26 protein-coding genes are annotated in these 26796 nt (G+C 62.6%); 4 read left to right on the top strand and 22 right to left on the bottom strand.

Going from position 1 to position 26796, the window contains the following annotated elements; translation table 11 throughout:
- Positions 1 to 144: 144 nt before the first annotated feature.
- The 4 genes from BLR92_RS18520 to yrfG form a co-directional block, all read right to left on the bottom strand.
- Positions 145 to 1728 carry a phosphoenolpyruvate carboxykinase gene (locus BLR92_RS18520; RefSeq protein ID WP_089730768.1) on the bottom strand — a complete coding sequence of 528 codons (1584 nt, stop codon included), beginning with the start codon at positions 1726 to 1728 and terminating at the stop codon, positions 145 to 147.
- A gap of 254 nt (positions 1729 to 1982) precedes the next feature.
- Complete coding sequence (gene hslO / locus BLR92_RS18515; RefSeq protein WP_089730767.1) at positions 1983 to 2858, bottom strand: Hsp33 family molecular chaperone HslO; 876 nt, start codon at positions 2856 to 2858, stop codon at positions 1983 to 1985.
- 193 nt (positions 2859 to 3051) lie between these two features.
- Complete coding sequence (locus BLR92_RS18510; protein ID WP_089730766.1) at positions 3052 to 3441, bottom strand: RNA-binding S4 domain-containing protein; 390 nt, start codon at positions 3439 to 3441, stop codon at positions 3052 to 3054.
- Between the two features lie 35 nt (positions 3442 to 3476).
- Positions 3477 to 4142 (bottom strand): GMP/IMP nucleotidase, encoded by a 666-nt coding sequence (gene yrfG, locus BLR92_RS18505; protein WP_089730765.1) that lies wholly within the window; start codon positions 4140 to 4142, stop codon positions 3477 to 3479.
- A 41-nt stretch (positions 4143 to 4183) separates the two neighbouring features.
- On the opposite strand from yrfG, the gene nudE reads away from it, so the two are divergent.
- Both nudE and BLR92_RS18495 read left to right on the top strand, forming a co-directional pair.
- Entirely contained in the window at positions 4184 to 4792 is a 609-nt protein-coding gene (nudE, locus tag BLR92_RS18500) for an ADP compounds hydrolase NudE (RefSeq protein WP_089730764.1), read from the top strand.
- A gap of 114 nt (positions 4793 to 4906) precedes the next feature.
- The gene (locus tag BLR92_RS18495; RefSeq protein ID WP_139171622.1) at positions 4907 to 5248 is read left to right on the top strand and encodes a hypothetical protein; all 342 of its coding nucleotides are present in this window, start codon (positions 4907 to 4909) and stop codon (positions 5246 to 5248) included.
- A gap of 90 nt (positions 5249 to 5338) precedes the next feature.
- On the opposite strand, the gene BLR92_RS18490 is transcribed toward BLR92_RS18495, so the two are convergent.
- From BLR92_RS18490 to nrdR, 11 genes are all read right to left on the bottom strand, one after another.
- Complete coding sequence (locus BLR92_RS18490; RefSeq protein WP_089730762.1) at positions 5339 to 6418, bottom strand: oxidoreductase; 1080 nt, start codon at positions 6416 to 6418, stop codon at positions 5339 to 5341.
- Between the two features lie 352 nt (positions 6419 to 6770).
- Positions 6771 to 8615, bottom strand: a complete 1845-nt coding sequence (ilvD, locus tag BLR92_RS18485; RefSeq protein WP_089730761.1) for a dihydroxy-acid dehydratase — start codon at positions 8613 to 8615, stop codon at positions 6771 to 6773.
- Positions 8616 to 8739: 124 nt separating this feature from the next.
- Positions 8740 to 11178, bottom strand: a complete 2439-nt coding sequence (lon, locus tag BLR92_RS18480; RefSeq protein ID WP_089730760.1) for an endopeptidase La — start codon at positions 11176 to 11178, stop codon at positions 8740 to 8742.
- Between the two features lie 104 nt (positions 11179 to 11282).
- A complete protein-coding gene (locus tag BLR92_RS18475; RefSeq protein ID WP_089730759.1) occupies positions 11283 to 12548 on the bottom strand; it encodes a DUF945 family protein in 1266 nt (421 codons plus the stop codon).
- Between the two features lie 16 nt (positions 12549 to 12564).
- On the bottom strand, positions 12565 to 13038 hold the full coding sequence (locus BLR92_RS18470) for a phosphatidylglycerophosphatase A family protein (RefSeq protein WP_089730758.1): 474 nt from the start codon (positions 13036 to 13038) through the stop codon (positions 12565 to 12567).
- Entirely contained in the window at positions 13035 to 13988 is a 954-nt protein-coding gene (gene thiL, locus BLR92_RS18465; protein WP_089730757.1) for a thiamine-phosphate kinase, read from the bottom strand. Before thiL ends, BLR92_RS18470 begins: the two co-directional genes overlap by 4 nt.
- Positions 13989 to 14010: 22 nt before the next feature.
- Positions 14011 to 14511: a transcription antitermination factor NusB gene (gene nusB, locus BLR92_RS18460; protein WP_089730756.1), complete on the bottom strand. Its 501-nt coding sequence runs from the start codon at positions 14509 to 14511 to the stop codon at positions 14011 to 14013.
- Complete coding sequence (gene ribH, locus BLR92_RS18455) at positions 14508 to 14990, bottom strand: 6,7-dimethyl-8-ribityllumazine synthase (RefSeq protein ID WP_089730755.1); 483 nt, start codon at positions 14988 to 14990, stop codon at positions 14508 to 14510. The genes nusB and ribH overlap by 4 nt, the downstream gene beginning before the upstream one ends.
- 27 nt (positions 14991 to 15017) lie before the next feature.
- Positions 15018 to 16223: a bifunctional 3,4-dihydroxy-2-butanone-4-phosphate synthase/GTP cyclohydrolase II gene (gene ribBA, locus BLR92_RS18450; protein WP_089730754.1), complete on the bottom strand. Its 1206-nt coding sequence runs from the start codon at positions 16221 to 16223 to the stop codon at positions 15018 to 15020.
- A 176-nt stretch (positions 16224 to 16399) separates the two neighbouring features.
- On the bottom strand, positions 16400 to 17530 hold the full coding sequence (ribD, locus tag BLR92_RS18445; protein WP_089730753.1) for a bifunctional diaminohydroxyphosphoribosylaminopyrimidine deaminase/5-amino-6-(5-phosphoribosylamino)uracil reductase RibD: 1131 nt from the start codon (positions 17528 to 17530) through the stop codon (positions 16400 to 16402).
- Positions 17531 to 17563: 33 nt separating this feature from the next.
- Positions 17564 to 18046, bottom strand: coding sequence for a transcriptional regulator NrdR (gene nrdR, locus BLR92_RS18440; RefSeq protein ID WP_089730752.1), 483 nt, complete (start codon positions 18044 to 18046; stop codon positions 17564 to 17566).
- A 266-nt stretch (positions 18047 to 18312) separates the two neighbouring features.
- On the opposite strand from nrdR, the gene BLR92_RS18435 reads away from it, so the two are divergent.
- On the top strand, positions 18313 to 19269 hold the full coding sequence (locus BLR92_RS18435) for an ABC transporter substrate-binding protein (protein WP_245704268.1): 957 nt from the start codon (positions 18313 to 18315) through the stop codon (positions 19267 to 19269).
- A 76-nt stretch (positions 19270 to 19345) separates the two neighbouring features.
- Here BLR92_RS18435 and BLR92_RS18430 read toward each other — a convergent pair whose 3' ends face one another.
- Together BLR92_RS18430 and BLR92_RS18425 are read right to left on the bottom strand one after the other, a co-directional pair.
- On the bottom strand, positions 19346 to 20347 hold the full coding sequence (locus BLR92_RS18430; protein WP_089730750.1) for a TerC family protein: 1002 nt from the start codon (positions 20345 to 20347) through the stop codon (positions 19346 to 19348).
- Between the two features lie 129 nt (positions 20348 to 20476).
- Positions 20477 to 21337: an HAD-IIB family hydrolase gene (locus tag BLR92_RS18425; RefSeq protein WP_089730749.1), complete on the bottom strand. Its 861-nt coding sequence runs from the start codon at positions 21335 to 21337 to the stop codon at positions 20477 to 20479.
- A gap of 236 nt (positions 21338 to 21573) precedes the next feature.
- Between BLR92_RS18425 and BLR92_RS18420 the strand changes: the two genes are divergently transcribed.
- Complete coding sequence (locus BLR92_RS18420; protein WP_340148226.1) at positions 21574 to 22182, top strand: gluconokinase; 609 nt, start codon at positions 21574 to 21576, stop codon at positions 22180 to 22182.
- A gap of 136 nt (positions 22183 to 22318) precedes the next feature.
- Here the strand turns inward: BLR92_RS18420 and BLR92_RS18415 are convergent, their stop codons facing one another.
- From BLR92_RS18415 to BLR92_RS18395, 5 genes are all read right to left on the bottom strand, one after another.
- Entirely contained in the window at positions 22319 to 23269 is a 951-nt protein-coding gene (locus tag BLR92_RS18415; protein ID WP_089730747.1) for a 2-dehydro-3-deoxygalactonokinase, read from the bottom strand.
- Entirely contained in the window at positions 23266 to 23952 is a 687-nt protein-coding gene (locus tag BLR92_RS18410; protein WP_089730746.1) for a 2-dehydro-3-deoxy-6-phosphogalactonate aldolase, read from the bottom strand. The genes BLR92_RS18415 and BLR92_RS18410 overlap by 4 nt, the downstream gene beginning before the upstream one ends.
- Before the next feature lie 10 nt (positions 23953 to 23962).
- Entirely contained in the window at positions 23963 to 25111 is a 1149-nt protein-coding gene (gene dgoD / locus BLR92_RS18405) for a galactonate dehydratase (RefSeq protein WP_089730745.1), read from the bottom strand.
- A 10-nt stretch (positions 25112 to 25121) separates the two neighbouring features.
- Positions 25122 to 26423 (bottom strand): TRAP transporter large permease, encoded by a 1302-nt coding sequence (locus BLR92_RS18400; RefSeq protein ID WP_089730744.1) that lies wholly within the window; start codon positions 26421 to 26423, stop codon positions 25122 to 25124.
- Positions 26423 to 26796 (bottom strand): TRAP transporter small permease subunit (locus BLR92_RS18395; protein WP_139171621.1); only part of this gene is annotated, 374 nt, incomplete at its 5' end. The genes BLR92_RS18395 and BLR92_RS18400, both read right to left, overlap by 1 nt.

Here is a 26796-nt window from a genome sequence, read left to right as displayed (position 1 = left end):
GAGCTTGCAAACGGTTGTCAGCGTTATACGCAGTGGCGGAGCCATTGGATGCCCGCATACGCCCCACGCAAAACGGGGGAGCCACCGAGTGGTGCTCCCCCGTTGGACGTCGCTGACGCCAAAGCGTTCGCAGCTCGCGTTGGGTCAGTCCAACGACGGCCCCGCCGCGACAATCGCTTCGTCGACGCCGGCGAACTTCTCGAAATTATTGACGAACTTGGCCACTAGGTCGCGCATTTGGCGATCGTACTCGTCAGGATCCTGCCAGGTATCGCGCGGGCTGAGCAGGTTGGAATCGACTCCTGGCACCGCCAGCGGCACATCCAGATTGAGCCCGTCGATGTGCTGCGTTTCGACGTCCTTCAGCGCACCGGACTGAATGGCAGCGATGATGCCGCGCGTGGTGGGTATGCTGAAGCGGCTGCCGCCATGGCCATAGGCACCGCCGGTCCAGCCGGTGTTGACCAGGTAGACGCGCGAGCCGAAGCCGTCGATGCGCTTGATCAGTAGATCGGCGTATTCACGCGCCGGGCGCGGGAAGAACGGCGCACCGAAACAGGTCGAGAACGTCGCTTCCAGTCCCGCCGAGGAACCCATCTCGGTGGAGCCGACCTTGGCGGTGTAGCCCGACAGGAAATGATAGGCGGCGGCTTCCTTGGAGAGTATCGATACCGGTGGCAGTACGCCGCTCATGTCGCAGGTCAGGAAGATGATCGCGTTGGGCTCGCCGGCGCGGTTCTCGTCGACACGCTTGTCGATGTGTTCGAGCGGATAGGCGGCGCGTGAGTTCTGGGTCAGGCCGTCGTCAGCGTAATCCGCGCCGCGACGGTCGTCGAGCACCACGTTTTCGAGCACGGCACCAAAGCGAATGGCGTTCCAGATCACCGGCTCGTTCTTCTCGGACAGGTCGATGCACTTGGCGTAGCAACCGCCCTCGATGTTGAATACCGTACCCTCGCCCCAGCCGTGTTCGTCATCGCCAATCAGGTAGCGCGATGGATCGGCGGACAGCGTGGTCTTGCCGGTGCCGGACAGGCCGAAGAACAGCGTGGTTTCGCCGTCTTCACCCACGTTGGCGCTGCAATGCATCGGCAGCACGTCCTTTTCGGGCAACAGGAAGTTCTGCACCGAGAACATCGCCTTTTTCATCTCGCCGGCGTAACGCATGCCCGCGAGCAACACCCGGCGGCGCGCGAAATTGAGGATCACCACGCCATCGGAGTTGGTGCCGTCACGCTGGGGGTCGCAGGTGAAGTGCGGTGCGTTGAGAATCGTCCACTCGTTCTTGCCCTTGGGATTGAAGCTCCCGGGGCGCACGAACATGGTCCGTCCGAACAGGTTGTGCCAGGCGGTTTCGGTGATCACGCGAATCGGCAGATAGTGCTCGGGATCGGCACCCACGTGCAGCTCGCTGACGAAGCTGTCGCCCTCGGCCAGGTAATCCTCGACACGCTCCCACAGGGCGTCGAAACGCTCGGCATCGAAGGGCCGGTTGACGCTGCCCCAATCGATCAACTCGGCCGTGGAGGGCTCATCGACGATGAAGCGATCCGCCGGCGAGCGCCCGGTGCGCTTACCGGTATTCACTACCAGCGCGCCATTGTCGGCGAGACGCCCTTCGCCGCGTTCCAGGGCGCGTTCGATCAATTCGCAGGCCGACAGGTTGGTATGAATCTTCGCGGCGCGACGCTCGGTCGCCACTTGGGGAGCAGCTTGGTTCGTGGTCATTATGGTGTCCTGGGGCCCGCGGGCCGCTTCTCTCTCGTTAGCCAAAGGCGTGTCGCGTTTTTCCCGCTTAGCCTGGGCGGTATTCGCCTCTTGTACAAACTCTGGCAAGAATTCCATTCAATTGTCATGAACGCTTGCGAAAATCCGGCGCGCGGGGTCGCCATTATGGCAAAAAGTGCTTGCCCGGAAAACGCTGCCTTTTCTCCCCCGCCGCCGATGAGAAGGCTCAGCTTCAAGCGACCGATGGCGACCGCTCAGTGCAGTGTCGGCGCCGGATTATCGGGTGAGTCGATCAGCGCCTCGATTTCGGCCGCACTAAAATGGTAGCGGGTATTGCAGAAGTGGCACTGGGTATCCAGCGCCTGTTGCTCCGCGAGAATCTCGCGCAGTTCCACCTCGCCCAGGCCGAGCAACGCGCCGACGATACGCTCGCGCGAGCAGGTACAGCCGAAACGCAACGCCTTGGGGTCGAAGACACGCACGGTCTCCTCGTGATAGAGGCGATAAAGCAGCTCACGCTGTTCGAGCCCAAGCAGATCCTCACGAGATACCGTGCTCGCCAGCGAAACCAGGCGGTCCCAGGCATCCGGATCGACGTTGCTGTCGTCATTCGGCAATTGCTGGAGCAGTAGGCCGGCGGCACGCCGACCGTCGGCGGCCAGCCACAACCGGGTGGCGAGTTGCTCGGAGCGCTCGAAATAGGCCTCGAGACACGTCGCCAGCGTATCGCCATCCAGCGCCACGATGCCCTGATAGCGGTTGCCTCCACGCGGATCGATGGTAATCACGATCTTGCCGTCACCGATCAGTGCCTTGAACGAGGCATCATCGGCGGGCAGTGCCGCGTCTTCATCGAGCCGCGCGATGCCGCGCAACTCGCCGCCGGGATTGGATTCGGCCATCAGCAAGCCGAGCGGGCCCTGGCCGCGCACCTCGATACTCAGGGTGCCATCGAGCTTGACGGTTTCGGTCAGCAGCGCCACGGCGGCGAGCAGCTCGCCGAGTTGGCGCGCCACCGCCGGCGGATAGGCCTGTTTGCCAAGCACGTCAGCGTAAGCGTTATCGAGACTAACGATCTCGCCACGCACGTTGGTATCGTCGAACAGGAAACGCTGGATCTGGTCGGTCATGGAATGCTCGAATTCTAGAATTGAAGTACGACGCTGATGCAAGCTGGAAGAGCGCCGCTACGCGGCTGGAAGCTGGAAGAACGGCGCTTCGCGCCTTGAAGAAAAAACCCAGTCTCCCTCGGCCCAGGTTACTTTTCTTCTCTTCCTTCTTCTCTCTTCCGACTTCTTTCTTCAGCCCGAAGGGCTCTTCTATCTATTCCTCGGGCCGCTGACGCTGGAAACGCTGAATATCGCGACGTTGTTTCTTGTCGGGCCGCCCGTGGGGCGCCGTCATGGCTTGATTGGCCAGGCGGCGGCTTTCAGTTTCACGCTCGCGGCGGGCTTGGCTCCGTGGTGTTTCGCGATAGAGCTCACGGGCTTCGGGAGCCCCGCGCCGCTGGCTGGAAACCGCCAGCACTTCGACTTCCCAAACATCCCAACCCTGCGGCACCTTGATCAGCGCGCCTGTTTCGACCGTTTTGCTGGTCTTGACCCGCGCGCCATCATACTCAACCTTGCCGCCTTCGATGGCTTTCTTGGCCAGGGCACGAGTCTTGAAGAAGCGCGCCGCCCATAGCCATTTGTCGATACGTACGCTATCCATAAACCTCGGCGATTCAATACAGTCAGTTCAGTCGGTTAGATTGATGGACGCTCGGCTGGCAGTAGCGCCGCGAAGCGATCGAGGGCAATAAACTCCTCGAGTTCACGCTCGGGACGCGTGCTGTCGGGCTTTCTGATACCCAGCAAATGCCGAATGCCATATTCCCGGGCGCTCTCCAGCACCGCCGGGTTGTCGTCGATGAACAGAGTGCGCGCGGGATTGAAGGGCTCGATTTCCTGCAACGCGAACCAGAACTCCTGCGCCTCCTTCGGCACGCCCAGATCGGCGGACGAGACGATGGCGTCGAGATAGTCGTCAAGTCCGGTCAACGGCAGCTTAAGCCCCAGGCTTTCACGATCGGCATTGGTCGCCAGCACCACGCGCGGGTGGGCACGTTTGAGCCATTGCAGAAAATCCAGTGCATCGCCGCGTAGGCCGATCAGATGCTGCACTTCGCGTTTCAAGGCAACGATATCCACCCCTAGTTCACGACTCCAATAGGCCAGGCTGTACCAGTTGAGAGTACCCTGCTCACGGATGATTCGCGCGCGCAGTTCGTCCTGGGTGGCTTCGTCGAGGCGATGCAATTCGCCATAACGGCGCGGCAAGTGTTCGAGCCAGAAGTGACTGTCGAAATGCAGGTCCAGCAGGGTGCCGTCCATGTCGAGAAGCACGGTGTCGATGGCACGCCAATCGATCATTGGCCAAGGGCTCCACAGCGATGGTAAAAGAGTGGGTATCAATGACTCCCAGTGTAATGGATACGCCTGCCATGCCGCCAACGCTTCCCCGCAAACCCAGCATTCTCGAGCGCAAGGAGATCGCACGCAGCCGGCTATTCACCATCGAACAGTTGGAGTTGCGCTTCGCTAATGGTGCCGAGCGTACCTTCGAGCGTCTCAAGGGCGGTGGCCACGGGGCGGTGATGATCGTCGCCATGCCCGACCCCGAGCATGTCCTGCTGATCCGTGAGTACGCGGCCGGTTTCGACGACTATGTACTGACCTTGCCCAAGGGCCTGGTCGACCCCGGCGAAGACATCGTTACCGCCGCCAACCGCGAACTGATGGAAGAGTGCGGCGTCGGCGCCAACAGCATCGAGCCGCTGGTGGAATTGTCACTGGCCCCCAACTACATGAACCATCGCATGCATGTGCTGCTGGCCAGCGACCTTTACGACAAACGCCTGCCCGGCGACGAACCGGAACCGCTGATCGTCGAGACGCATGCGCTGGACGAGATACCGGCATTGCTGGCCCACGAGGAGTTTCACGAGGGCCGCGCCATCGCGGCACTGTTCATCGCCCGCGAGAAACTACGCAACCAGCGCCAGAAAATCGACTGGTGGTAAGCGGCGAGGGCCGGTTTGCGTGATAGCGAACCAACGTCTAGGGTTTGTACAGGATTCATAATCCTTGGTCGCGGGTGAAAGCGAGCACTGGATTAGCAACCCAAGGAGATGCACATGAAAGGATTGCCTTTAACCTCCCTGATATTAGCGTCACTGCTTGCCTTTTCCGGCATGGCTGTCGCACAGGATTCCGGGGACGTCGCGCAAGATTCCGCGGATATGGACACAACGCCCGATGGCGTCGATTCCGCACAGGATGTCGACCCCGGAGAAGTACAGAGCGATACCGATGAACTCGCCAAGGATGAACTGGTGCCGAACAGCGGCGTGGATTCCGCACAGGATGTCGATCCTGAAGAAGCACAAGGCGATTCCGAGGAGCTGCCGGAAGAAGAACTGGCGCCGAGTAGCGGTGTCGACTCCAGCGCGGGTGACGACCCCGAAGGAAATATGTAAGCGCTAGCGAAGGGGCTAACTTAGCTTTCTATACTCTCTATCCATCTACCAGAACCTCGGCGCTTCGCCGAGGTTCTGCTTTACAGCCGTTTATAGCCGTCTTCTTTCATTGATTTTTACCCACCGCGCCTGGCGGGCGCTGTCCAGACCAGCCTCGAGCAGTTGCATGACCGCCAGCGCATCGTCAACCGCGACCGGGCCATCGCTCTCGCCGCGCAGTGCATCGCGTATTCCCGCGTAATAGGCCAGATAGTCGCCTGGCAAGGTGGCATGCTCCCGGGCGATCAAGGACGCGTCTTCGGCTTCGCCCTCGCGCAGCGTCAGGATGCCGTGTCGGCTATCCTCACCCCACTTATTCTCACCACCCGGAGGCGCGGGCGTTTCACCCGCCTTGAGCCGTTCCTCTTGGGGGTCCAGGCCATACTTCACGTAGCTGCCCCGAGTGCCATGCAGGGTGAAGCGAGGCGACTCAGCCGCGACCAGCGCGGCGCCATGCAGCACCACGCGCAGACCGTCGTACTCGAGCAACGCATGGAAGTCATCGTCGATCTGCGCCCCGTCTCGGCGCGCGTGCAAATCGAGCAAGATACTGCGCGGCATGCCGAACAGCATGCGCGCCTGATCGAGCAAATGTGGGCCGAGATCGTACCAGACGCCACCGCCCGGCTTGGGTTGCTCGCGCCAGCGATCGTTCACCTCGGGGCGAAAACGATCGAAATGCGATTCGAAATGCACCAGACGCCCCAGCGTGCCGGCCGCGAGCAGCTCGCGCACCGTGAGGAAATCGCTATCCCAGCGCCGATTGTGAAAAACCGACAGCAGCTTGCCGGCCTCCTCCGCCTGGCCCTTGAGCAGTCGCCCTTCGCTCAGCGTTACGGTAAAGGGTTTATCGATGACCACATGCTTGCCGGCGCTCAATGCCGCCTTGGCCAGCGGGAAGTGGGTCTCGTTGGGCGTGGGAATGACCACCAGGTCGATATCGCGGCGCGCGAACAGCGCCTGCGGCGTGGCATCCACCTCGACATTGGGTAGGTCGGCATGCACCTTGTCGGCATCGCGGCTCGATACGGCGGCAAGCGTCAAGCCCGGTGTCGCCGCGATCAACGGTGCATGAAAGGTCTTGCTGGCGAAGCCATAGCCCACCAGACCGACGTTGAACGTTTCCTTCATGAGTGCTCCTTGTCTCGTTGCTCGTGACTTCCTTCGCTGGGCAGCGACACTAGTTAGGCCATGACAATCGATTATTCACAAAAGATTAAAAGAATCATCATGTCGACCTTGGTCTAAGCAACCATACTTAGCCGTGTATTTTCAACATGGCCCACCTAGGGAGTGATCGACGATGTGCTGTTCAGAAGAAAGCCTCGAATGTCTGGAATTATGGTATGCCTTGGAGTGCGCTCTTCAAGCGCTGGAAGAATCGCCCGAGGCGCTAAGGGAAGCGGCCTGACACGAACAGGGATCGGTTGACTTTCATCGAGGCCCGCACCGCCATGGTGCGGGCCTCGCCCGTCATGGCGGTTCAATCCAGCTTGGACAGATCGCGCACCGCGCCCTTGTCTGCCGAAGTGGCCAGCAACGCATAGGCTTTGAGTGCCGGCGTCACCTTGCGTGGGCGCTGGATGCTCGGCTTCCAGGCCGCCCTGCCGCGCGCCTGCATGGCCTCACGGCGCTGGGCGAGAGCGTCGTCGCTGAGTTTGACGTCGATGCGCCGGTTGGGTATGTCGATACGAATCGTATCGCCCTGCTCGACCAGGCCGATGGCGCCGCCCGCGGCCGCCTCGGGCGAGACGTGGCCGATCGACAGCCCCGAGGTACCGCCCGAGAAGCGCCCGTCGGTGAGCAGCGCGCAGGCCTTGCCGAGGCCCTTGGATTTGAGATAACTGGTCGGGTAGAGCATTTCCTGCATGCCCGGCCCGCCCTTGGGGCCTTCGTAACGGATCACCACCACCGCGCCTTCCTTCACCTCGCCGGCGAGGATGTGCTCGACCGCCTGGTCCTGGGACTCGACCACGTGCGCCGGGCCTTCGAATACCAGAATCGAATCGTCGACGCCGGCGGTCTTGACCACGCAGCCATCCACGGCGATGTTGCCGTGGAGCACCGCCAGCCCGCCCTGCTGCGAGAAGGCGTGCTCGAGATCGCGAATACAGCCGCCAACGCGGTCGCCATCCAGGCTCGGCCAGCGCGCGCTCTGCGAAAACGCTGTCTGGGTGGGCACGCCGCCCGGTCCGGCGCGGAAGAATTCGACCACCGCCTCTCTGGGGTTACGCATGATGTCCCATTCGTCCAGCGCCGCGGCCAGGCTATCGCCGTACACGGTCGGTACGCGGGTGTCGAGCACCCCGGCACGGTCCAGCTCGCCGAGAATCGCCATGATCCCGCCGGCGCGGTGGACGTCCTCGATGTGATACTTCTGGGTGTTGGGCGCGACCTTGCAAAGCTGCGGCACCTCCCGCGACAGGCGATCGATATCGACCAGGGTAAAGTCGATCTCGGCTTCCTGGGCGGCGGCCAGCAGGTGCAGGATGGTGTTGGTCGAACCGCCCATGGCGATGTCCAGGGTCATGGCGTTGTTGAATGCCGCCTTGGAACCGATGGCACGCGGCAACAGGTGTGCTTCTTCGCCCTCGTAATAGCGCTTGGCCAGTTCGACGATGCGGCTGCCCGCGGTCTCGAACAACCGGCGACGATCGGCATGGGTGGCCAGCACCGTGCCGTTGCCCGGCAGCGCCAGGCCCAGCGCTTCGGTCAGACAGTTCATCGAGTTGGCGGTGAACATGCCGGAGCAGCTACCGCAGGTCGGGCAGGCGCTGCGCTCGACCTCGTTGAGCGTGGCCTCGTCGACGCTGTCGTCGGCGGCCATGACCATCGCATCGACCAGGTCCAGGCCGTGGTCTAGCAGCTTGGTCTTGCCGGCTTCCATCGGCCCGCCGGAGACGAAGATCACCGGAATGTTCAGGCGCATCGCCGCCATCAGCATGCCGGGCGTAATCTTGTCGCAGTTGGAGATGCACACCAACGCATCGGCGCAGTGCGCATTGCACATGTATTCGACGCTATCGGCGATGATGTCGCGCGACGGCAGTGAGTACAGCATGCCGTCGTGACCCATGGCGATGCCGTCGTCGACGGCGATGGTGTTGAACTCCTTGGCCACCCCGCCGGCCTTCTCGATCTCGCGAGCCACCAGTTGGCCCATGTCCTTGAGATGCACATGCCCCGGTACGAACTGGGTGAAGGAGTTGGCGACTGCGACGATCGGCTTGTGGAAATCGTCATCCTTCATGCCAGTGGCGCGCCACAGCGCGCGGGCGCCGGCCATGTTGCGACCGGCGGTGGTGGTGCGGGAACGATACTCGGGCATGATGATCCTCGAAGCTCTGCTAGCCATTCAGGAAACCGCGAGGCTCCGCTGGCCGATTGATAGGACTGGAATCAATCGATTCTGTCAGATTGCCCGAGCGCCGACCAGCCGCCCGGGCAGGTTATCAGGCAGCGAACACCACCTTGGCGACATCGCGATAGGTGCGGGCGAAATGCACGCTCACGCCGTCCTTGAGGTAATCCGGCAGCTCTTCGTAATCGCGGCGGTTGGCGTCGGGCAGGATCAGCTCGAATATCTCGCTGCGTCGTGCGGCGATGATCTTCTCGCGAATCCCGCCCACCGGCAGCACCTGCCCGGTCAGGGTCAGCTCACCGGTCATCGCCAACGGTCGGTCGATGGGCTGATTCTTGGCCAGCGACATCAAGGCGGTGGTCATGGTCACCCCGGCCGACGGGCCATCCTTGGGCGTCGCGCCCTCGGGCACATGCAGATGAATGAACGCCTCGTTGAAGAAGTCGCCATCGGCGCCGTATTCATCGAGATGGCCCAGCGTATAGCTGTAGGCGATATTGGCCGACTCCTGCATGACCTCGCCGAGCTTGCCGGTGAGTTTCAGGCCACGCGTCAGCGCATGCACCTTGGTCGCCTCGATAGGCAAGGTGGTGCCCCCCATGCTGGTCCAGGCCAGGCCGGTGACGACGCCCACGCCCTTGAGCACCTTCTCCTTGCGGAACAGCGGCGCGCCCAGGTATTCCTCGAGGTTGTTGACCGAGACCTTGACGCTTTGCTGGTCGTTTTCGAGCAGCTTCACCGCCGCCTTGCGCACGATGCGATGCAGTTGCTTCTCCAACTGACGCACCCCGGCCTCACGAGCGTAACCCTCGATGACCTGACGCAGCGCCGCCTCGGTGAGGTTGATGCGCTTCTTGGGCATCTGGTTGCGCTTGAGCAGCTTCGGCCATAGATGATGCTTGGCGATGGCCACCTTCTCCTCGGCGATGTAACCGGAGAGACGAATCTGCTCCATGCGATCGAGCAGCGCCGGCGGGATGGTGTCGAGCTGGTTGGCGGTGCACACGAACAGCACCTTGGACAGATCCAGGCGCACGTCGAGATAATGATCGAGAAAGTCGACGTTCTGTTCCGGGTCGAGCACCTCGAGCAGCGCCGAGGCGGGATCGCCCTGGAACGACTGGCCCATCTTGTCGATCTCGTCGAGCATGATCACCGGGTTCTCGACCTCGACCTCCTTCAACGCCTGCACCAGCTTGCCGGGCATCGCGCCGATATAGGTGCGCCGGTGACCCTTGATCTCGGCCTCGTCGCGCATCCCGCCTACCGAGAAGCGATAGAACTTACGCCCCAGCGCCTCGGCGATCGAGCGCCCCACCGAGGTCTTGCCGACGCCCGGCGGGCCGACCAGCATCACGATCGAGCCGCCGACATCGCCCTTGAAGGTGCCCTCGGCGAGGAACTCGATGATCCGCTCCTTGACCTCGTTCAGCCCATCGTGGTCGCGATCGAGTATCTTGCGCGCATGCTTGAGGTCGAGCTGATCGTCGGACGTCAGCCCCCAGGGCAAGGAGGTCAACCAGTCCAGATAGTTACGCGTGGTGCCGTATTCTGGCGAGCCGGTCTCGAGCACCGAGAGCTTGTCGAGCTCGTCGTCGATGCGCCCCATGACCCGCTCCGGCACCTCGAGGTTTTCCAGGCGCTTGCGGAAGGTATCGACATCGTTCTCGCGGTCGTCCTTGGAAATACCCAGCTCGCGCTGAATGACCTTGAGCTGTTCGCGCAGGAAGAACTCGCGCTGGCGCTCCTGCATCTGCGCGTTGACCTGTTCGCTGATCTCGCTTTGCAACTGCGCGACCTCGATCTCCTTGCGCAGCAGCGGCAGCACCTTCTGCATGCGCGCCATCACCGGCAGGGTCTCGAGAATCTCCTGCAGCTCAGGGCCCTTGGCCGAGGTGATCGCCGCGGCGAAGTCGGTCAATGGGCCCGGCTCGTGGGGGCTGAAGCGGTTGAGGTAGTGCTTGAGCTCCTCGCCGTACAGCGGATTGATCGGCAGCAGCTCCTTGATGCCGTTGATCAAGGCCATGGCATAGGCACGCGCTTCATCGGCGGTATCGTCGACCGGCTCCTTGGGGTAGCTGACCTCGACCAGATAAGGCGGCTTCTTCGATAGCCAGCGCACGATACGAAAACGCCGCACGCCCTGGGCGATGAACTGGATCTGCTGATCCTCGCCCTGCGCCTTGTGCACTTTGACCGCAGTGCCAATGGTTGGAAAGTGCCCGTAGTCGAGTTCATCGATGCCGGTATCGCCGACATAGGCGACGCCGACCGCATGATGCGGCGTGTCAGCGACCCGCTTCATGGTCTCTTCCCAGCGCTGACGATGTATCACCAGCGGCTGGACCTGAGCGGGAAAGAACGGTCGATTGTGAATGGGCAGCAGATAAAGGCGTTCCGGCAGGTATTCATGGGTCGGCACGACCGCGCCAGCGTATCCCTGGCTCTCCTGCTCCGAGCGCTCGTCGCCCGCTGTCAAGCGCCCGTCGTCCATCACGGCATCCTGCACGTCTTCGTCACGTTCGCTCATCGTTCACCTGATATTGGCTGGGCCGAATCGCCCGGGATGTGCTGAGCAATGCGGGCGGCCTTGGTCAAGTTCAAGAGCCAAGTTCAAGAGCCAGCGAACGATCGTTAGAACAATGGCGGCAAGGGTCGCCCGTTGATACTCACCTCGCCGGCTTCGATGACCACGTCCAGCGTGTCGGTATCGGGCGGCAGACCGAGCTGCATCGCTGCCAACGGTGGCACGCCATAAAGGGTGAATGCGCCATTCAGGTGCCGGCGCCAGGCCTCGGATTCACCGTCGATAACGAGTTCATCGACGGATAGCGCGGCGACATTCTCGCCATCGAAGATCAGTTCGCCGTGCCCGCGCATATCGAAACCGAACATCGGACTGGTCAATGTCAGGCCCTCGAGAATCAGCCGCGGTGAATCGCTCAACATGCCCAATAGCGCCGGCTCCAGGCGCTCGACAAGCGCCTGGCGCTGAGCGTCATCGAGCGCCGAAAGGTCGCCACCGCTTTTCTTGCCAGCGGCTTCCAATTGCGCGACGACGCGCCGCACCGCATCGCCATCGAGCCGATCGACGCTCATGTCGAGGCTACCGGACAGCAGCGTCTCGCCGGCAACGAGCGCCTTTTCCAGCGACACGGAGGCATCCAGGCGCAACTGCTCGGCAAGACGCGTCTCGTCGCGGTAATGCAAGCCGATGAGCGTTATCGGAGGACGCTGCCCGCCGTGATACTCCAGGCGTTCGAGAGACAGCTCGTTACGCTGGTGATAAAAGCCCCCAGCGCTACCGAACTGGTAACGACTATCGATCGTCAGCGGGCCGCTGACGATCTCACCCTGCGCCGCGCCCAGCCGCATCGACGCAACCTGGCCGCGCAGCGAAATATCACCGACTCGCCCCGCGAGCGTGAACCAGGCGCCGCCAAAGGCCAGTCGATCGCTATCACGTGCCAATTCGAAAGCGGCGGCATCAAGGCGTGCTTTTACGCGTCGATCGAGGGTTTCGAAGGTCGCCGTCCAGCGTGGCTCGGCCGACGGCAGCAGATCGCCGAACAGCGCCCGCTCACCGGCGCTCGACGATTCTTTGAGATAGACCTGCAACGCGCCGCTGACATCGGTGCTCAGCAAACCATGGCTAGCCTGGTAGGGAAGCGCCACACGCCAGTTGTCATCGGTGGCAGGAGCCACCAGCAAACGCCCCCGGGACTGAAACCAGCCACGCTCGATGTCATCGCGTTCGACCTGCCACTGGCCGTCGGCGCGCAGCGCTTTCAGGGTGGCCGTTAGTTCGCGTTCGAAAACGTGGCTGGAATACGCCTGCGCCCCCAGATACCCCGCAACCACCACCGCCACGACCGCAATGGCCAGCCATACCTTGCGCATATGTTTTCCTAAGCGATTAATGCAACCAAAACCATAAATGCATCACACTCCACGCAAACACCCCAGCCAGCACGTCATCGAGCATGATACCGAAGCCGCCGGCCACTCGCCGATCGACCCAGCGAATCGGCCACGGCTTGATGATATCGAAGACTCGAAACACCACGAAGCCCCACAGCGCCGCCTCCCATGAAAACGGCACCGCCGCCATGGTTATCCAGTAACCGACGAATTCGTCCCAGACGATGCCCGAGTGATCGTGCACGCCCAAGTCGCGCGAGGTGGTCTCACATAGCCAGATACCGACTAGGCTGGCGACCAGCGTCAGGCTCAGGTACCACGACAGTGGCAACTCGGACATCAGCCAGTAGAAAGGGATTGCCGCCAGGGTGCCGAAGGTGCCCGGGGCGAAGGGCACCGCGCCGCTACCCAGGCCAAAGGCGAAGAAGTGCGTGGGGCGCCGCCAGACGCTGAGCGGAGCGCGATTCATGATGGCGCTCCCGGGAAGTGCTGCCAGCCGGTGGGTAAATCGCCGATGCCCACGCCACCGATACCCGGCGACTCTTTAAGCCGCCCGATGACATTCAGATGAAGTCCAAGGTCGGACAGACGATGCTTGACGCCAGCCAGCGCAGTCGCCGGCAAACTGAACAGCAATTCGTAATCGTCGCCGCCGGTCAACGCCGCCTGGCGGGCCGCGTCCTCGCCCAGCGCCGCCGTCAACCCCTCGGCTAGCGGCAATCGCTCGACATCGAGCTCGGCGCCGAGCTTCGAGGCCGCGCACAGATGACCCAGATCACCGAGCAGGCCGTCGGAAATATCGATGGCACAGTGCGCCAGGCCACGCAGCGCCTGGCCCGCCGCCAGGCGTGGCTGGGGCAGCAGATAAGCGGCAAGCAACGGATCGGCGAGATCGCGTACGCCGCTGCGCCAGGCATGCAGACCGCCCGCCCCTCCACCCAGCGGGCCACTAACCGCCAGGATGTCACCGGCACGCCCGCCGCTGCGTTTGAGCGCCTCGCGGGCCGGCACCTCGCCATGCACGGTCACGGCGATGCTCAGCGCGCCGCGCGTCACGTCACCGCCCACCAGGGCGACACCATGCGCGGCGCATAGCGCATGGAAACCTTCGGCAAAGGCCGCCAGCCAGGCTTCATCCGCTTCGGGAAGAGTGAGTGCCATGACGCACCAACGTGCCCGTGCGCCCATCGCGGCCAGGTCGCTCAACGCCACCGCGACACAGCGATGGCCGATTGCCCACGCTGGCGCGTCGGCCGGGAAATGCACATCGATCACGGATGTATCGACGCTGACCGCCAACTGCTGGCCCGGCGTGGGTGTCAGCAAGGCGCAGTCGTCGCCTGGCCCCATGGCCACGCCCGGCTCCAGAAAGTCCGGGCGCGCGAAATAGCGGGCGATGAGTTCGAATTCGCTCGGCATGTGGCTCGACATCCGGCTCGCGTCAACGACGCCGGGCGTTGACCTCGGCATTTCGCAAACGACTAGCGAGCTTGTCGAGAATGCCGTTGACATACTTGTGACCATCGGTGGCGCCAAACGATTTGGCCAACTCGACGCCCTCGTTGATGACCACGCGATAAGGGACTTCCAGGCGCCGTGTCAGCTCATAGGCTCCCAGGCGCAGAATCGACAGCTCGATGGGATCGAGGTCGACGATACGGCGGTCGAGCAGTGGCGCAATGACGGCGTCGAGTTCGGCCTGCTCGCGCACCACATTATTCAGCAGTTCATGAAACAGGGCCAGGTCGGCGATCTCCATGACCTTGTGCCAGTTTTCGTGATCCTCGAGATCATCGTCGGCGACCTGGCTACGAAATTCGGCTTCGATGCTGGTGACCGAGTTGCCGCTCAACTGCCATTGGTACAAGCCCTGAACCGCAAGCTCGCGGGCCGCATGGCGCGCTTGGCGAGCATCGCTCGAGGCACGGCGACGCTCGCTCATGCCTCACCCCCGAAGCGCTTCATCAACGACACCATTTCCATGGCGGCCATGGCAGCCTCGGCGCCCTTGTTGCCGGCCTTGGTGCCGGCACGCTCGATGGCCTGCTCGATCGAATTGACGGTCAATACGCCATTGGCGACCGGGGTCTCGAACTCCAGTTGCAGGTTGCCAAGCGCCGCGTTGCAGCCGCCCGCGACATACTCGAAATGCGGGGTACCGCCACGAATCACCGCCCCGAGTGCAATCACCGCATCGGGCTTGACCACGCGCAACGCACGCTTGACCGCCAACGGCAGCTCCCAGGCACCCGGCACGTGGACGATGTCGATATGATCCTCGTCGACACCATGACGCACCAGGCTGTCGATGGCGCCTTCCACCAGGCTGTCGACGACATGATGGTTGAAGCGACCGACCACGATCACATAGCGGCCATCGACGTCGGTGAAAGACCCTTCGACTTGGGAAATCGGTTGCATAATCAATCCTGCCAAATAAAAGGGGAGTTATTCTAGCGAATCGTTATCGTCGGGGGTATCGCCCCCCACGCGCTCCACCACTTCCAGATCGAAGCCGGACAACGCCGAGAATTTCCACGGTGAACTGAGCAGGCGCATCTGACCCACGCCAAGCTGACGCAGGATCTGCGAGCCGGTGCCGATCATCAAGTAGTTGCCGGCACCATCGGAATCGCTGCCCCGCGGCGCGCGGCGGCGCTCGAGGAAGACGTCCAGTTGCTCTTGAAGGTCGAGCGGCGCGTGGCCGTCGTCGAGCAATACGAACACACCGGCCTCGGCCTCGGCGACCTGGGCCAGCGCTCCTTGGGCGGTCCAGCTCTGACTGCCTGGCTTTTGCAGCGCCAGCAGGTCACGCAGACTGTCGGCGAGGTGCACGCGCACCGTCGTCGGCTTGTCTGCCCGTGGCTGTCCCTTGACCAGCGCCATATGGTGCGCGCCCTGGATGCTATCGCGGAACACATGCAGGGTCATTTCGCCGAACGAGGTGCAAACCCGCTGCTGCTCGATGGACTCGACGGTCTGCTCGTTATGGATACGGTAATGAATCAGATCGGCGATGGTGCCGACCTTGAGATCGTGCTCGGCGGCGAAACGTTCGAGCTCGGCACGCCGCGCCATGCTGCCGTCGTCGTTCATCACCTCGCAGATCACGCCGCTGGGATCGTAACCGGCCATCGCCGCCAGATCGCAGGCCGCCTCGGTGTGCCCGGCGCGGCGCAGTACGCCGCCCGGCTCGGCCATCAGTGGGAAGATATGCCCAGGCTGGACGATATCGGCGGCCTTGGCGTCACGCGCTACCGCGGCGCGCACGGTGCGCGCGCGATCGGCGGCCGAGATGCCGGTCGACACGCCTTCGGCGGCCTCGATCGATAATGTGAACTTGGTGCCGAACCCCGACCCGTTGTCGCTCACCATCAGCGGCAGGTTGAGGCGTTCGCAGCGCTCGCGGGTCATCGGCAGGCAGATCAAGCCCCGGGCGTGGCGCGCCATGAAGTTGATATGCTCGGCCTCGACCTTCTCGGCGGCCATGATGATGTCGCCTTCATTCTCGCGATCCTCGTCGTCCATGAGAATCACCATCTTGCCTTGGCGAATGTCTTCGACAAGATCCTCGATGCGAGCCAGCCCACGCGAGGCCGGCGAATCCGTGGAAGAGGCCTTTAGCGTAGGGGCCTGGGAAGGGGAAGGCGCCATGGGTTCTCCGGATATCGTTACGTGCGGTTTGTCGGCGAATAACGACGATTTCGCGTGCATTCGCCGGTGTCCCGCGTCAGGTCGGCGGTCAGGGTACCTGTCTGCGTGCACGCACGCCAGCCCTTCTATTGCCTGGCCAGCATCGTCATGCGCGGCTCTCGCGGCAACGCCTGTGCTCAGGCGCCGTTGTCGGGTCGCGCGATGATTCGCCAATCATGGCCCACCGCGCGGATGTCGTCGATGTGCAACGCGCGTTGCTGGGCCATGCGCGCCAGACCGGGCAGTGCGAACAAGGGCCGCGCCTCGCCGCCGAGTAGCGTCGGCGCGACGAACAGCTGCATTTCATCGATCAAGCCGGCGTCGAGCATGGCACCGGCCAGGGTCGCGCCGGTCTCCAGCAGCACCTCGTTACAGCTTTCCTGACTCGCCAGATAGCGCAACAGTGCCTCGAGATCGACTCGTCCGGTACGGTCGCAGGCCAACACCACTATCTGTGCGCCGGCTTCTTCGAGCGACTGGCGCCGGGCTGCATCATCCGAGCAGGTGGCGATCAAGGTACGACCCGGCTCGCGCAGGCAGGCGGCAGCCAGTGGCATGCGTAGCCGGGTATCGACGACGACGCGCAGCGGCTGGCGCGCGGCGATGGCCTCGCCGTCCTCGAGCCCAAGCTGATCGGCGCGCAGCGTGAGCCGCGAATTATCAAAGATGACCGACTCGACTCCGGTCATTATCGCGCTGGAGCGCGCCCGCAGGCGCTGCACTTCGGTACGCGCCGAGGGCCCGGTGATCCATTGCGACTCGCCACTGGCCATTGCCGTGCGGCCATCCAGGCTCATCGCCATCTTCAGGCGCACGAACGGCCGATCACGGCTCATGCGGGCGATGAAGCCGGGGTTCAGCGCTCGAGCCGCGTCTTCCAGCAACCCCACCTCGACCGAGACACCGGCCTCGCGCAGCATCGCCAGCCCCCGCCCCGCGACCAGCGAATTGGGATCCTGCATCGCCACGATCACCGTGACGACGCCGGCATCGATCAGCGCCTGGGCACAGGGGCCGGTACGCCCATGATGCGCGCAGGGCTCGAGCGTGACGTAGGCCGTCGCTCCCCTGGCGTTGTCTCCCGCAGCGCGCAGCGCGTGGATTTCGGCATGCGCCTCGCCGGCACGCCGATGCCAACCCTCGCCGACCACATGGCCGCCATTGACCAGCACGCAACCCACGCGTGGGTTCGGGTCGCTGGTATACAGACCGTGGCGCGCCAGTTGCAGTGCGCGTGCCATCCATCCTTCAGGGGTCGCCTTGGCCATTGTATTCCTTGTCGGGCTTCTTGTTGCGGTAAGTCAGTGCTCGTCGTCGTTGGGCGAGAAGCTGGGTTCCTGCGCCAGGCGATCGATCTCGGCGCGAAATTCGTCGAGATCCTGAAAGCGCCGATAGACCGAGGCGAAGCGGATATAGGCAACCTGATCGAGGCGCTTGAGTGCACGCATCACTTCCTCGCCGATCTCGCGCGCCTCGATTTCGCGCTCGCCGCGTGCACGCAGCCGCTGGCGAATACGCTCGACCGCCGCCTCGGTGGATTCGGCGCTGACCGGGCGTTTCTCCAGCGCGCGAAGCATGCCGTCGCGCAGCTTGCGCGCATCGAACGTCTCGCGCGAGCCATCGGCCTTGACTACCCGCGGCATGATCAGCTCGGCGGTTTCATAGGTGGTAAAACGCTCGCCACAAGCCGCGCACTGGCGGCGTCGGCGAACCTGGTCGCCTTCGGCAACCAGCCTCGAATCGCTCACCTTGGTGTCGTGCGTACCACAGAAAGGACAGTGCATGGGCGTATCCAGCGTGTGCGTTATCCATTCATTGTAACGGCTTGTCGCATAACGCGGAAACGATGACTCTCCTCAAACTACACGGCGGGAAACGGCATGAACATGCTCGGCCATATTCGCCGCCAGCGTGGTACTGGAATGGTTGCATAAGGCATCACCGAGCCGCCTCAGTCGCCTTGCAACAAAAAAATGGCGTCTTGCGTCAAATTCTATCAGCGGCTTTGTTCAATCTAGAAGGCACGACATCAACCATGACGAGACATGCCATGCTTACAATAACGGGCTTACGCAGCCTGACGGCCGGCGCCTTGTGCGCTGGACTATCCGCGATCCCGGTCGCCCAGGCCGCTTCCAGCGACCAGCCCACCCTCGATGAAGTGCGCTTCGGCGTTCCTCCGTGGCCGGGTATTACGGTCAAAAGCGAAGTCGCCAGCCAGATTCTCGAGGCGCTAGGCTACCAAACCAAGCAAAACCAGCTGGCCGTCAGCGTGATTCTCAATGCACTCGCCAACGACGATCTGGATGTCTACCTGGCCGGCTGGTATCCCCAGGAAAAGCACATGCTGGCTCCGCTGCTCGCGGAGGGATCGGTCAAGGAGCTGGTCAACAATATTCCCGAGGTACTGACGGGGATCGCCGTTACCGATGCCGCCTGGCAAGGCGGAGTGCGAAGCATCGCCGATCTCGACGATCATGCCGAGCGTTTCGACCATCGCATCTACGGCATCGAAGCCGGCTCGGGTATCAACGACGCGGTACTCAAGGTCATCGAAGCAGGCCGCTTCGGTCTCGACGACTGGCAGCTACAGGCCTCCAGCTCCGCGGCGATGCTTGCCCAGGTGGGCCAGAAGGTCGAGCGGGACGAATGGACCGCCTTCATCGGTTGGCAACCGCACTGGATGAACATCGTCTATGACATGCATTATCTCGAGGATGTCGACGACTCAGGCGCCGCCGAGCTCAAGGGTCATGTCGCGACGGTCGTGCGCGCCGATCTCGCCGAACGCGATCCCGACGTGGCACGCCTGTTCTCACAGTTGGTAGTCGACAGCGAAATACAGAGTAACTGGGTCTATGCCTTGTCGTACGAACAACAGGACGTCGAGGATATCGCCACGAACTGGATCGGCAGCCATCAGGATATCGTCGCGACCTGGCTCGAGGGTGTCGAAGCCACGGACGGCACACCGGGCATCGAGGCCGTGCGCGCCCAGTTCGAATAACCCCCATGCCATGATCCATAAGCAGCGACCCGGAGCATTTCGCTCCGGGCCGCCTGTTTCCCGCCTGATCGATGATTCAGCTCGATGAGTTCTGCGTCTCTTTGCGTTCCTTCATCAGGCTGGCGGTCGTGGTAACGACCAGAATACCGACGATGATCGACAGGGAGAGCCAGGTGGGAATGTGTGGCGCCCAGGCAATCGGCTCGCCGCCGCTCAGGAAGGGCAAGGTGTTCTCCGCCAGCGCCAGCAGAATCAGCTTGACGCCGATAAAGCCGAGAATCAGCGCCAGTCCAATCCCCAGATACACCAGTCGATCCAACAGGCCACCAAGCAGGAAGTACAATTGCAATAACCCCAGTAGCGCGAAGGCATTGGCCGTGAAAACGATGTAGGGCTCTTGGGTCAGACCGAAGATGGCCGGGATCGAATCGAGCGCGAACAGTAGATCGGTGACCCCGAGTGCGATGACCACGATGAACAGTGGCGTGACCAGGCGCTTGCCATTTTCCCGCGTAAAGAAGTGCTGCTCATGGAACTCTTCGGTGACCGGCAAGTGGCGTTGGGCGAACTTGACCAGGAAGTTGGGCTCGTAATCCTCGGCGCTCTCCGGCTCTTTTTTGCCGAAGCTCTCCCACGCCAGGTGGCCAGCGGTATAAAGCAGAAACAACCCGAAGATATAGAAGACCCAACTGAACTGACTGATCGCCGCCGCGCCAACGGCGATAAAGATGCCGCGCATGACCAACGCCATGATGATGCCGATCATCAGCGCTTTCTGTTGATACTCGCGTGGTACCGCGAACTTCCCCATGATCACGACGAAAACGAACAGATTATCGACCGACAGGCTCTTCTCGGTAATGAAACCGGCAAGGTATTCCACGCCATACCGATGCCCCGCGATCACCCACAGTCCAGCGCCGAAAACCAATGCCAGCACCACGTAGAAGACCGTCCACCAACCGGCCTCCTTCATCGACGGTATGTGGGGCTTTCTCACATGGGCAAAAAAATCGAAAATGAATAGCGCCGCGAATGCAGCCAGAGTGGCAATCCATACCCACAGGGGAACATCCATAGTACGTTACCGGGAAAATGAAATTTACCCAGCCCAATGGCGCGGCTGGGGGCAGCGACAGTCTCGGCCAACTCATCAGGGCGTGCAACGCCATCGCGTGTCCGCCGCACCGATCAGAGAACCGCTTCGTCATGGGGAGGAGACATCGACGAACTCCCTACCAAGCCAGTGATTCAGCCCTTCAACCCAACCGTGAGGCCCCGTGTCGCGGGTATGGTACAAGGCGGGGTGCATGACTTCTACCGACTGCCGATGAGCGCCGCGAATCAACACGGCCTGATCCACTGCCTCGAGTAGCGGCGCATCGTTGGGGCCGTCGCCCAGGCCCAGGGTACAGGGGGATGCACCGCGCAGGGCAATGAAGCGAGATATCAGCCAACGCACCGCCCTGCCCTTATCGACATCGCCCGTTACATGCCAGAAGCGCCCTCCGCGCGTCAGCTTCAGCCCATCGTTGCGCAGCACTTCGCGAAACGCGTTCAACGCCTGGTCGCTGTCATCCCAGATCAGCGGCTCGCTGCCCTCGCGCACGCGTGCCAGGCGCGCTGCCGGCTCACTCAACTCGGTCGCCGCGACGATCTCGTCGAGCGTCATCTCGCCCATGCCGCGAAAGTGCACCTTCATACGAGTGCGCAGTACATCGAGTCGCCAGCGTAGAAAATCGATATCCACGCCCAGCGTCTTGATACTCAGCCCGCCGATATCGCCGGGGTTGCGATCCAGGCGAGCGTGCTGCCAACTCGGCGGCAGACCGATCACCGCCCCATTCTCGGCGATGAAGGGGGTTTCCTTGAGCCCGAGATCGAGGCGCAGCGCCAGCAGTTCGGCGCGCGTCTTGCTGGTGACCGGAATCACCGACACCCCTGCCTGCGCCAGTCGTTGCAACCAGGGAACGGCCGGTTGCCAATCGTAGCTGTGATGATCGAGCAGGGAACCGCCCAGGCCGGTGAAGATCAGGCGCGGTGCCTGGAGGATGGTCGATATCGCCATCGCACTACCTCTAGTAGTGACCGGCGACTCCAGTAGGGAGACGCCCTGGGGCGGGATTCACCGATGCCAGCGCCGTGCACGCCGAGGTGAATCTGCCTTACGCCGTCAATGGTAAATAATGCCGGGGGGCGGCTACCACTTCTTTTCAGCGACTATTCGCGCAACCTGAAAGCCACCGGCGGCCGGGCTCGATGCGCAGCTGGCCCGACAGTTCGCCACCGAGTACCACTTCCTCAATGCCCTCTCAAGAATATGTACATGACAATAGTCAAAATCACACCCGAAAATGCTATGATTTAACCCATCAACCAAGGAACTCAGGCGCAAGCGAATCCCGAATGAAAACGTCACCGATCTGCATACTTGTCATGGGAGTTTCAGGCTCAGGGAAGTCACATATCGGTCGCGAAATCGCCAGACGCATCGGCGCCACCTTCATCGATGCCGACGATCATCACAGCGCGACCAGCATCGCTAAGATGTCACGTGGCGAGCCACTCAACGATGGGGATCGTGAAGGCTGGCTGGTGACACTATCGGGCTTTTACCAGCAACATATCGAGCGTCACGAGACGCTGGTGATTGGCTGCTCCGCCCTGAAACATCGCTATCGGGACCTGTTGCGCCGGGGAGCCCCCGACTTGAAGATTCTTTATCTACATGGCAATCGCGACACGCTATTGGCACGTCTCAATACTCGACAGACACATTTCTTCCATGGCGAAAGCATGCTCGACAGCCAATTACGCGATCTTGAACCGCCATCGAGTGAAGAAGCCTTTCGTGTCGATATTCGTCTAAGCCCTTCACAGATCGTCGAACGATTTCTTCAACGAATCGCTTAAAAAGTTACTTGTTTATTCCTTTAAACGGGCCAACGATATTTTTCAATAAACCCACAGAAAAACCGGCAATTAAATGTGTGGCTGTTCGTTTTTACCAACACTTCAGCATTGACTGAAAAGTGACGAAAGAGCCTCGTCAGTCGTTCATTGACGCATGCCGATCTTTACCGTGGTGTTTGGCCAGCGCGCACAGCCCCGCCAGCGTTGCCGTATCGCTATCGATTTCTCGCACCCTGAAGCCACTCTGCTCCGATGCCAGCCGGTACAGCCGATTGAGTTCGCACGACCCCACCAACAATATATCGACGGCAGAGGGATACATGGCGCGTTGGGTTCGCACTTCAGTGCCGATCAATACACCCGACAGAAAACTACCCACCTGTTCTCGGGACAGCCCCGCATAGAGATGACGGCTGCGCGCCTCGAACAAGGCATGCAGCACGCCGGCCGGATGCGCCGCCGCAAGTAGCCCTTGATGAAAACCCTCGGCGTCGAAATCGGCCGACTCACGCGCGGGTTCGCCGGGCAGGGTATGAAAGCGCACCGCATGGTAGAGCTCGCCGGTCATCGCCGTGGAGAAATCGCTCAGGCAGCCATCTTCGAGGCGCGCCCATTTGCTATGGGTGCCCGGCAGGCAACATAGCGCATCGCGCTCACCGGCAAGCGCCAATGCGCCGAAGGCCTGTATCTCCTCGCCGCGCATCACATCGACATGCCCGGGCCGCACCACCTTTACGCCGGGAACGATCCAGGCGTTTTCCAGCCCCGGCGCCGCGACGACATGCCGGGCCAGGTCGTCGGCCGTTACCGGCAGGTCGAGTTGTGGCGCCTCGGCCCAACCCCGCCTGGAACCGACCATGCCGGCAAGATAAATCGGTACCTGCCGCTCGCCGCCACCGGCGGCACGCCACTGCCCAACCTGCGCCGCGCAGTAGTGCGGAAACTCGCGGCTTGCCAACGCCCGTAAGCCGGCATCGGAGCGTCGGCTGTCCAGGCATTCCCCGCTATCGAGATCGACCAGAAAAGCGCGAAAATTGCTGGTCCCCCAATCCACGGCGATCAGCCGCCGCGCTAGCGCCTCGCTCATGCGTCGGCCTCGCGCTCGAGCCCTTCGGCCTGCGAAAAGCTTTCACGCAGGCGCCGCCATTCCGCGATCAACTCGCCGGCGCAGCGGCCCACTTCATCGGCCGACCAGCCGGGGCGATAGACGCTGCCGCCAAAGCCGAAGCCGTCGATGCCGGCATTGACCCACTCGCTCATGTTGCTCCTGTCGATGCCACCCACGGCGAAAACCGGCAGGCCGGCGGGCAATACGGCCTTCATATCCTTGAAGTAACCGATGCCCAGCCGCGCCGCCGGGAACAGCTTGAGCGCCTTTGCTCCGGCGCGCGCCGCCGCCAGTGCCTCGCTCGGCGTCATGCAGCCGATCATCGGTGCCAGGTCGCGGGTCACCGCCTCATCGATCACCGCCGTGTCGGTATTGGGCGTGATCACCAACGGCGCCTCGAGATCGGCCAAGCGACCACAGGCGTCGGGATCGAGCACCGTGCCCGCGCCGATTACCACGTCGTCGGGGCAACGCTTGCTGATTCGCTCGATGCTCTCCCAGGGACGCGGCGAATTGAGCGGAATCTCGATCAGCTTGAAGCCCGCCGCCACCAATGCATCGAAGATCGCGTCGATTTCGTCCGGTCTGACGCCGCGCAGAATCGCCACCAGTGGTAGCGTGTCGAGAGCCGCCTCCAGCGCGGCTCGGCGTGTCTCGTTCATATTGCCTCCTCTACCATTCCGCGATGGAACCGTCCTCGTGGGTCCAGACGGGGTTTCTCCAGCGATGACCCACCTTGGCACGCTCCTCGACGAACGCCTCGTCGATCTCGACGCCCAACCCCGGCCCTTGCGGTATCGCGCAGAAGCCGTCTTCGATGGCCAGCGCCGACTTGTCCACCAGGTAATCGAGCACGTCGTTGTCTCGATTGTAGTGGATGCCCATGCTCTGTTCCTGGATGAAGGCGTTGTGGTTGACCGCATCGACATGCAACGACGCCGCCAGGGTCAAGGGCCCCAGCGGACAGTGTGGCGCCAACGCCACGTCATGACAGGAGGCCAACGTAGCGATCTTCATGCCCTCGCTGATCCCGCCGCAGTGCGACAGGTCGGGCTGAACGATGTCGACCATGCCCTCCGCCAGCAGATCGCGGAACTGATAACGCGTGTGCAACCGCTCGCCGGTGGCGATGGGATAGCCCAGACCGGTGGCGATGTGCTTGAGGCTCGGCAGATGCTCGGGCAGCACCGGTTCCTCGACGAACATCGGATGGAACGGCTCGAGTTCGCGCAGCAACGCCTTGGCCATCGGCCGGTGCACGCGGCCATGAAAGTCGATGGCGATGCCCACCTCGGGGCCCACCGCCTCGCGCGATTCACTGACCCGCGCCACCGCTTCGTCGATGCGGGCGTGCGAGTCGACGATGGCCAGTTCCGCGGTGCCGTTCATCTTGAACGCGGTGAAGCCCTGCGCGACCAACGCCTTGGCGCCCGCGCCCACGTCATGGGGACGGTCGCCGCCGGTCCAGGCATACATGCGCATCTTGTCGCGCACCGCACCGCCCAGCAATTGATGCACGGGCACGCCGAGATCGCGCCCCTTGAGATCCCACAATGCCTGATCGATACCGGCGATGGCACTCATCAGGATTGGCCCGCCGCGATAGAAGCCCGCCCGATAGAGCGTATTCCACAGGTGCTCGATACGATGCGGGTCCTGGCCGATCAGATAATCGGCCAGTTCGTGCACCGCCGTCTCGACGGTCGCTGCGCGGCCCTCGACCACCGGCTCGCCCCAGCCATAGCAGCCCTCGTCGGTCTCGATCTTGAGAAACAGCCAGCGTGGCGGTACCTGCCAGGTCTTGAGTTGGGTAATTTTCATGACGATCCTTTTACACCAGCCACATGGCGAGTTGCGGATAGAACAGCAGCAGTGCCAGCACGCACAGCTGAATGGCGATGAACGGCAGCAGCGCGACGAAGATGTCCTTCAGGCTGATGCTGGGTGGCGCCACGCTCTTGAGATAGAACGCCGCCGGGCCGAACGGCGGCGACAGGAACGACACCTGCATGTTGACCGCGAACAGGATGCCGAACCAGATCGGGCTGTAGCCCAGTTGCTCGACGATCGGCACGAAGATCGGCAGGGTCAGCATCGCCACGCCGATCCAGTCGAGGAACATGCCCAGCACCAGCAGGATCGCCATCATCACCAGCAGGATCACGATCGGCTCGACCTCGAGCCCCATGATCAGTTGCGAGATGAAGCGATTGCCGCCCATCAGGTTGTAGACCCCGACCAGCGCCGCCGCACCGATGCCGATCCAGATGATCATGCCGCAGGTGGTCATGGTCTGGCCGAGGCTCTTGTGCAGCGTCTCGGCACTCAGCTCGCCGCGTGCGAGGATCGCCAGCAGCACGCCGAACACGCCCATCGCCGCCGCCTCGGTCACCGAGGCCACGCCCGCGTAGATCGAGCCCAGCACCAGAAAGGCGATCAGCCCCGGCACGATGACCGCCTTGAGCGCCTGCCAGCGGCTCGAGAAGCTTTCTTCGCGGTCGGCCTCGGTCATCGGCGGGCCGAGTGCGGGGTTTCTCAGGCAGCGCACCAGCACGTAGGCGATATAGCTGCCCATCAGCAGCGCCGCCGGGGTGATCGCCGCGGTGAACAGGTCGGCGATCGACTCGGACGCGATCAGTCCGTAGATGATCAGCACGATCGACGGCGGCATCATGGTGCCCAGCGAGCCCCCGGCACAGACCACGCCGATCGACAGCGACTTGTCGTAGCCCAGGCGCAGCATCTGCGGCAGGGCGAGAATCCCCAGCAGCACGATCTCGCCACCGATGATCCCCGACAGCGCGGCGAGGAAGAACGCCACCACCACGGTCTGTACCGCCACCCCGCCGGGCAGGCGGCCGGCGAACACGCGCATGGCGTTGAACAGGTCCTTGGCGATCCCCGAGCGGTCGAGCAACGAGGCCATGAACACGAACATCGGCACCGCCACCAGCGAATACTCGGTGACGAAGCCGAACACCCGGCTGGTGACCAGCGGCAAGGCATTGGTGCCGAACCAGCCGAAGGTAAACACCAGCGCCACCAGGCCGGTGATGAAGGCCAGTGGCAGGCCGGTGACCAGCAGGGCGAAGATCGCCCCGACCATCAACAGGCTCGCGTCGGCAATATCCATCAAGCCGCCCCTCCGCGATCGTGGGACGGGGGCGTGGCCCGTGCGCGCAGCGACTGGATCAGGTGCAGCAGCGCCTGCAACGTCATGATCATCAGCGCGAGCATGATCATGCCCTTGGCCAGCGACGGAAACGGCGGGTTCCAGGAGGTCCCCGAGCGCTCCAGCGACCACTCGCCGAAGGGATTGTGGGCGGAGTCCCAGAACATCACGAAGGCGGCGTAACTCATCGCCACGCAGAAAACGAAGGTCACCAGGTCGTTGAAGCGGTCGAGCCAGCGCTTGAGCGACGGCCCGGCGCTGTCGTAGAGCACCCGCACGCGGATGTGCTTGTTGGCGGCCAGCGCCACCGGCCCACCGAGGGCGAAGGTCGCCG

The organism is Modicisalibacter muralis, assembly GCF_900102945.1.
GTDB lineage: Bacteria > Pseudomonadota > Gammaproteobacteria > Pseudomonadales > Halomonadaceae > Modicisalibacter > Modicisalibacter muralis.
Note: the sequence above shows the minus strand (reverse complement) of the source record. Positions and strands in the feature narration are given on the sequence as shown.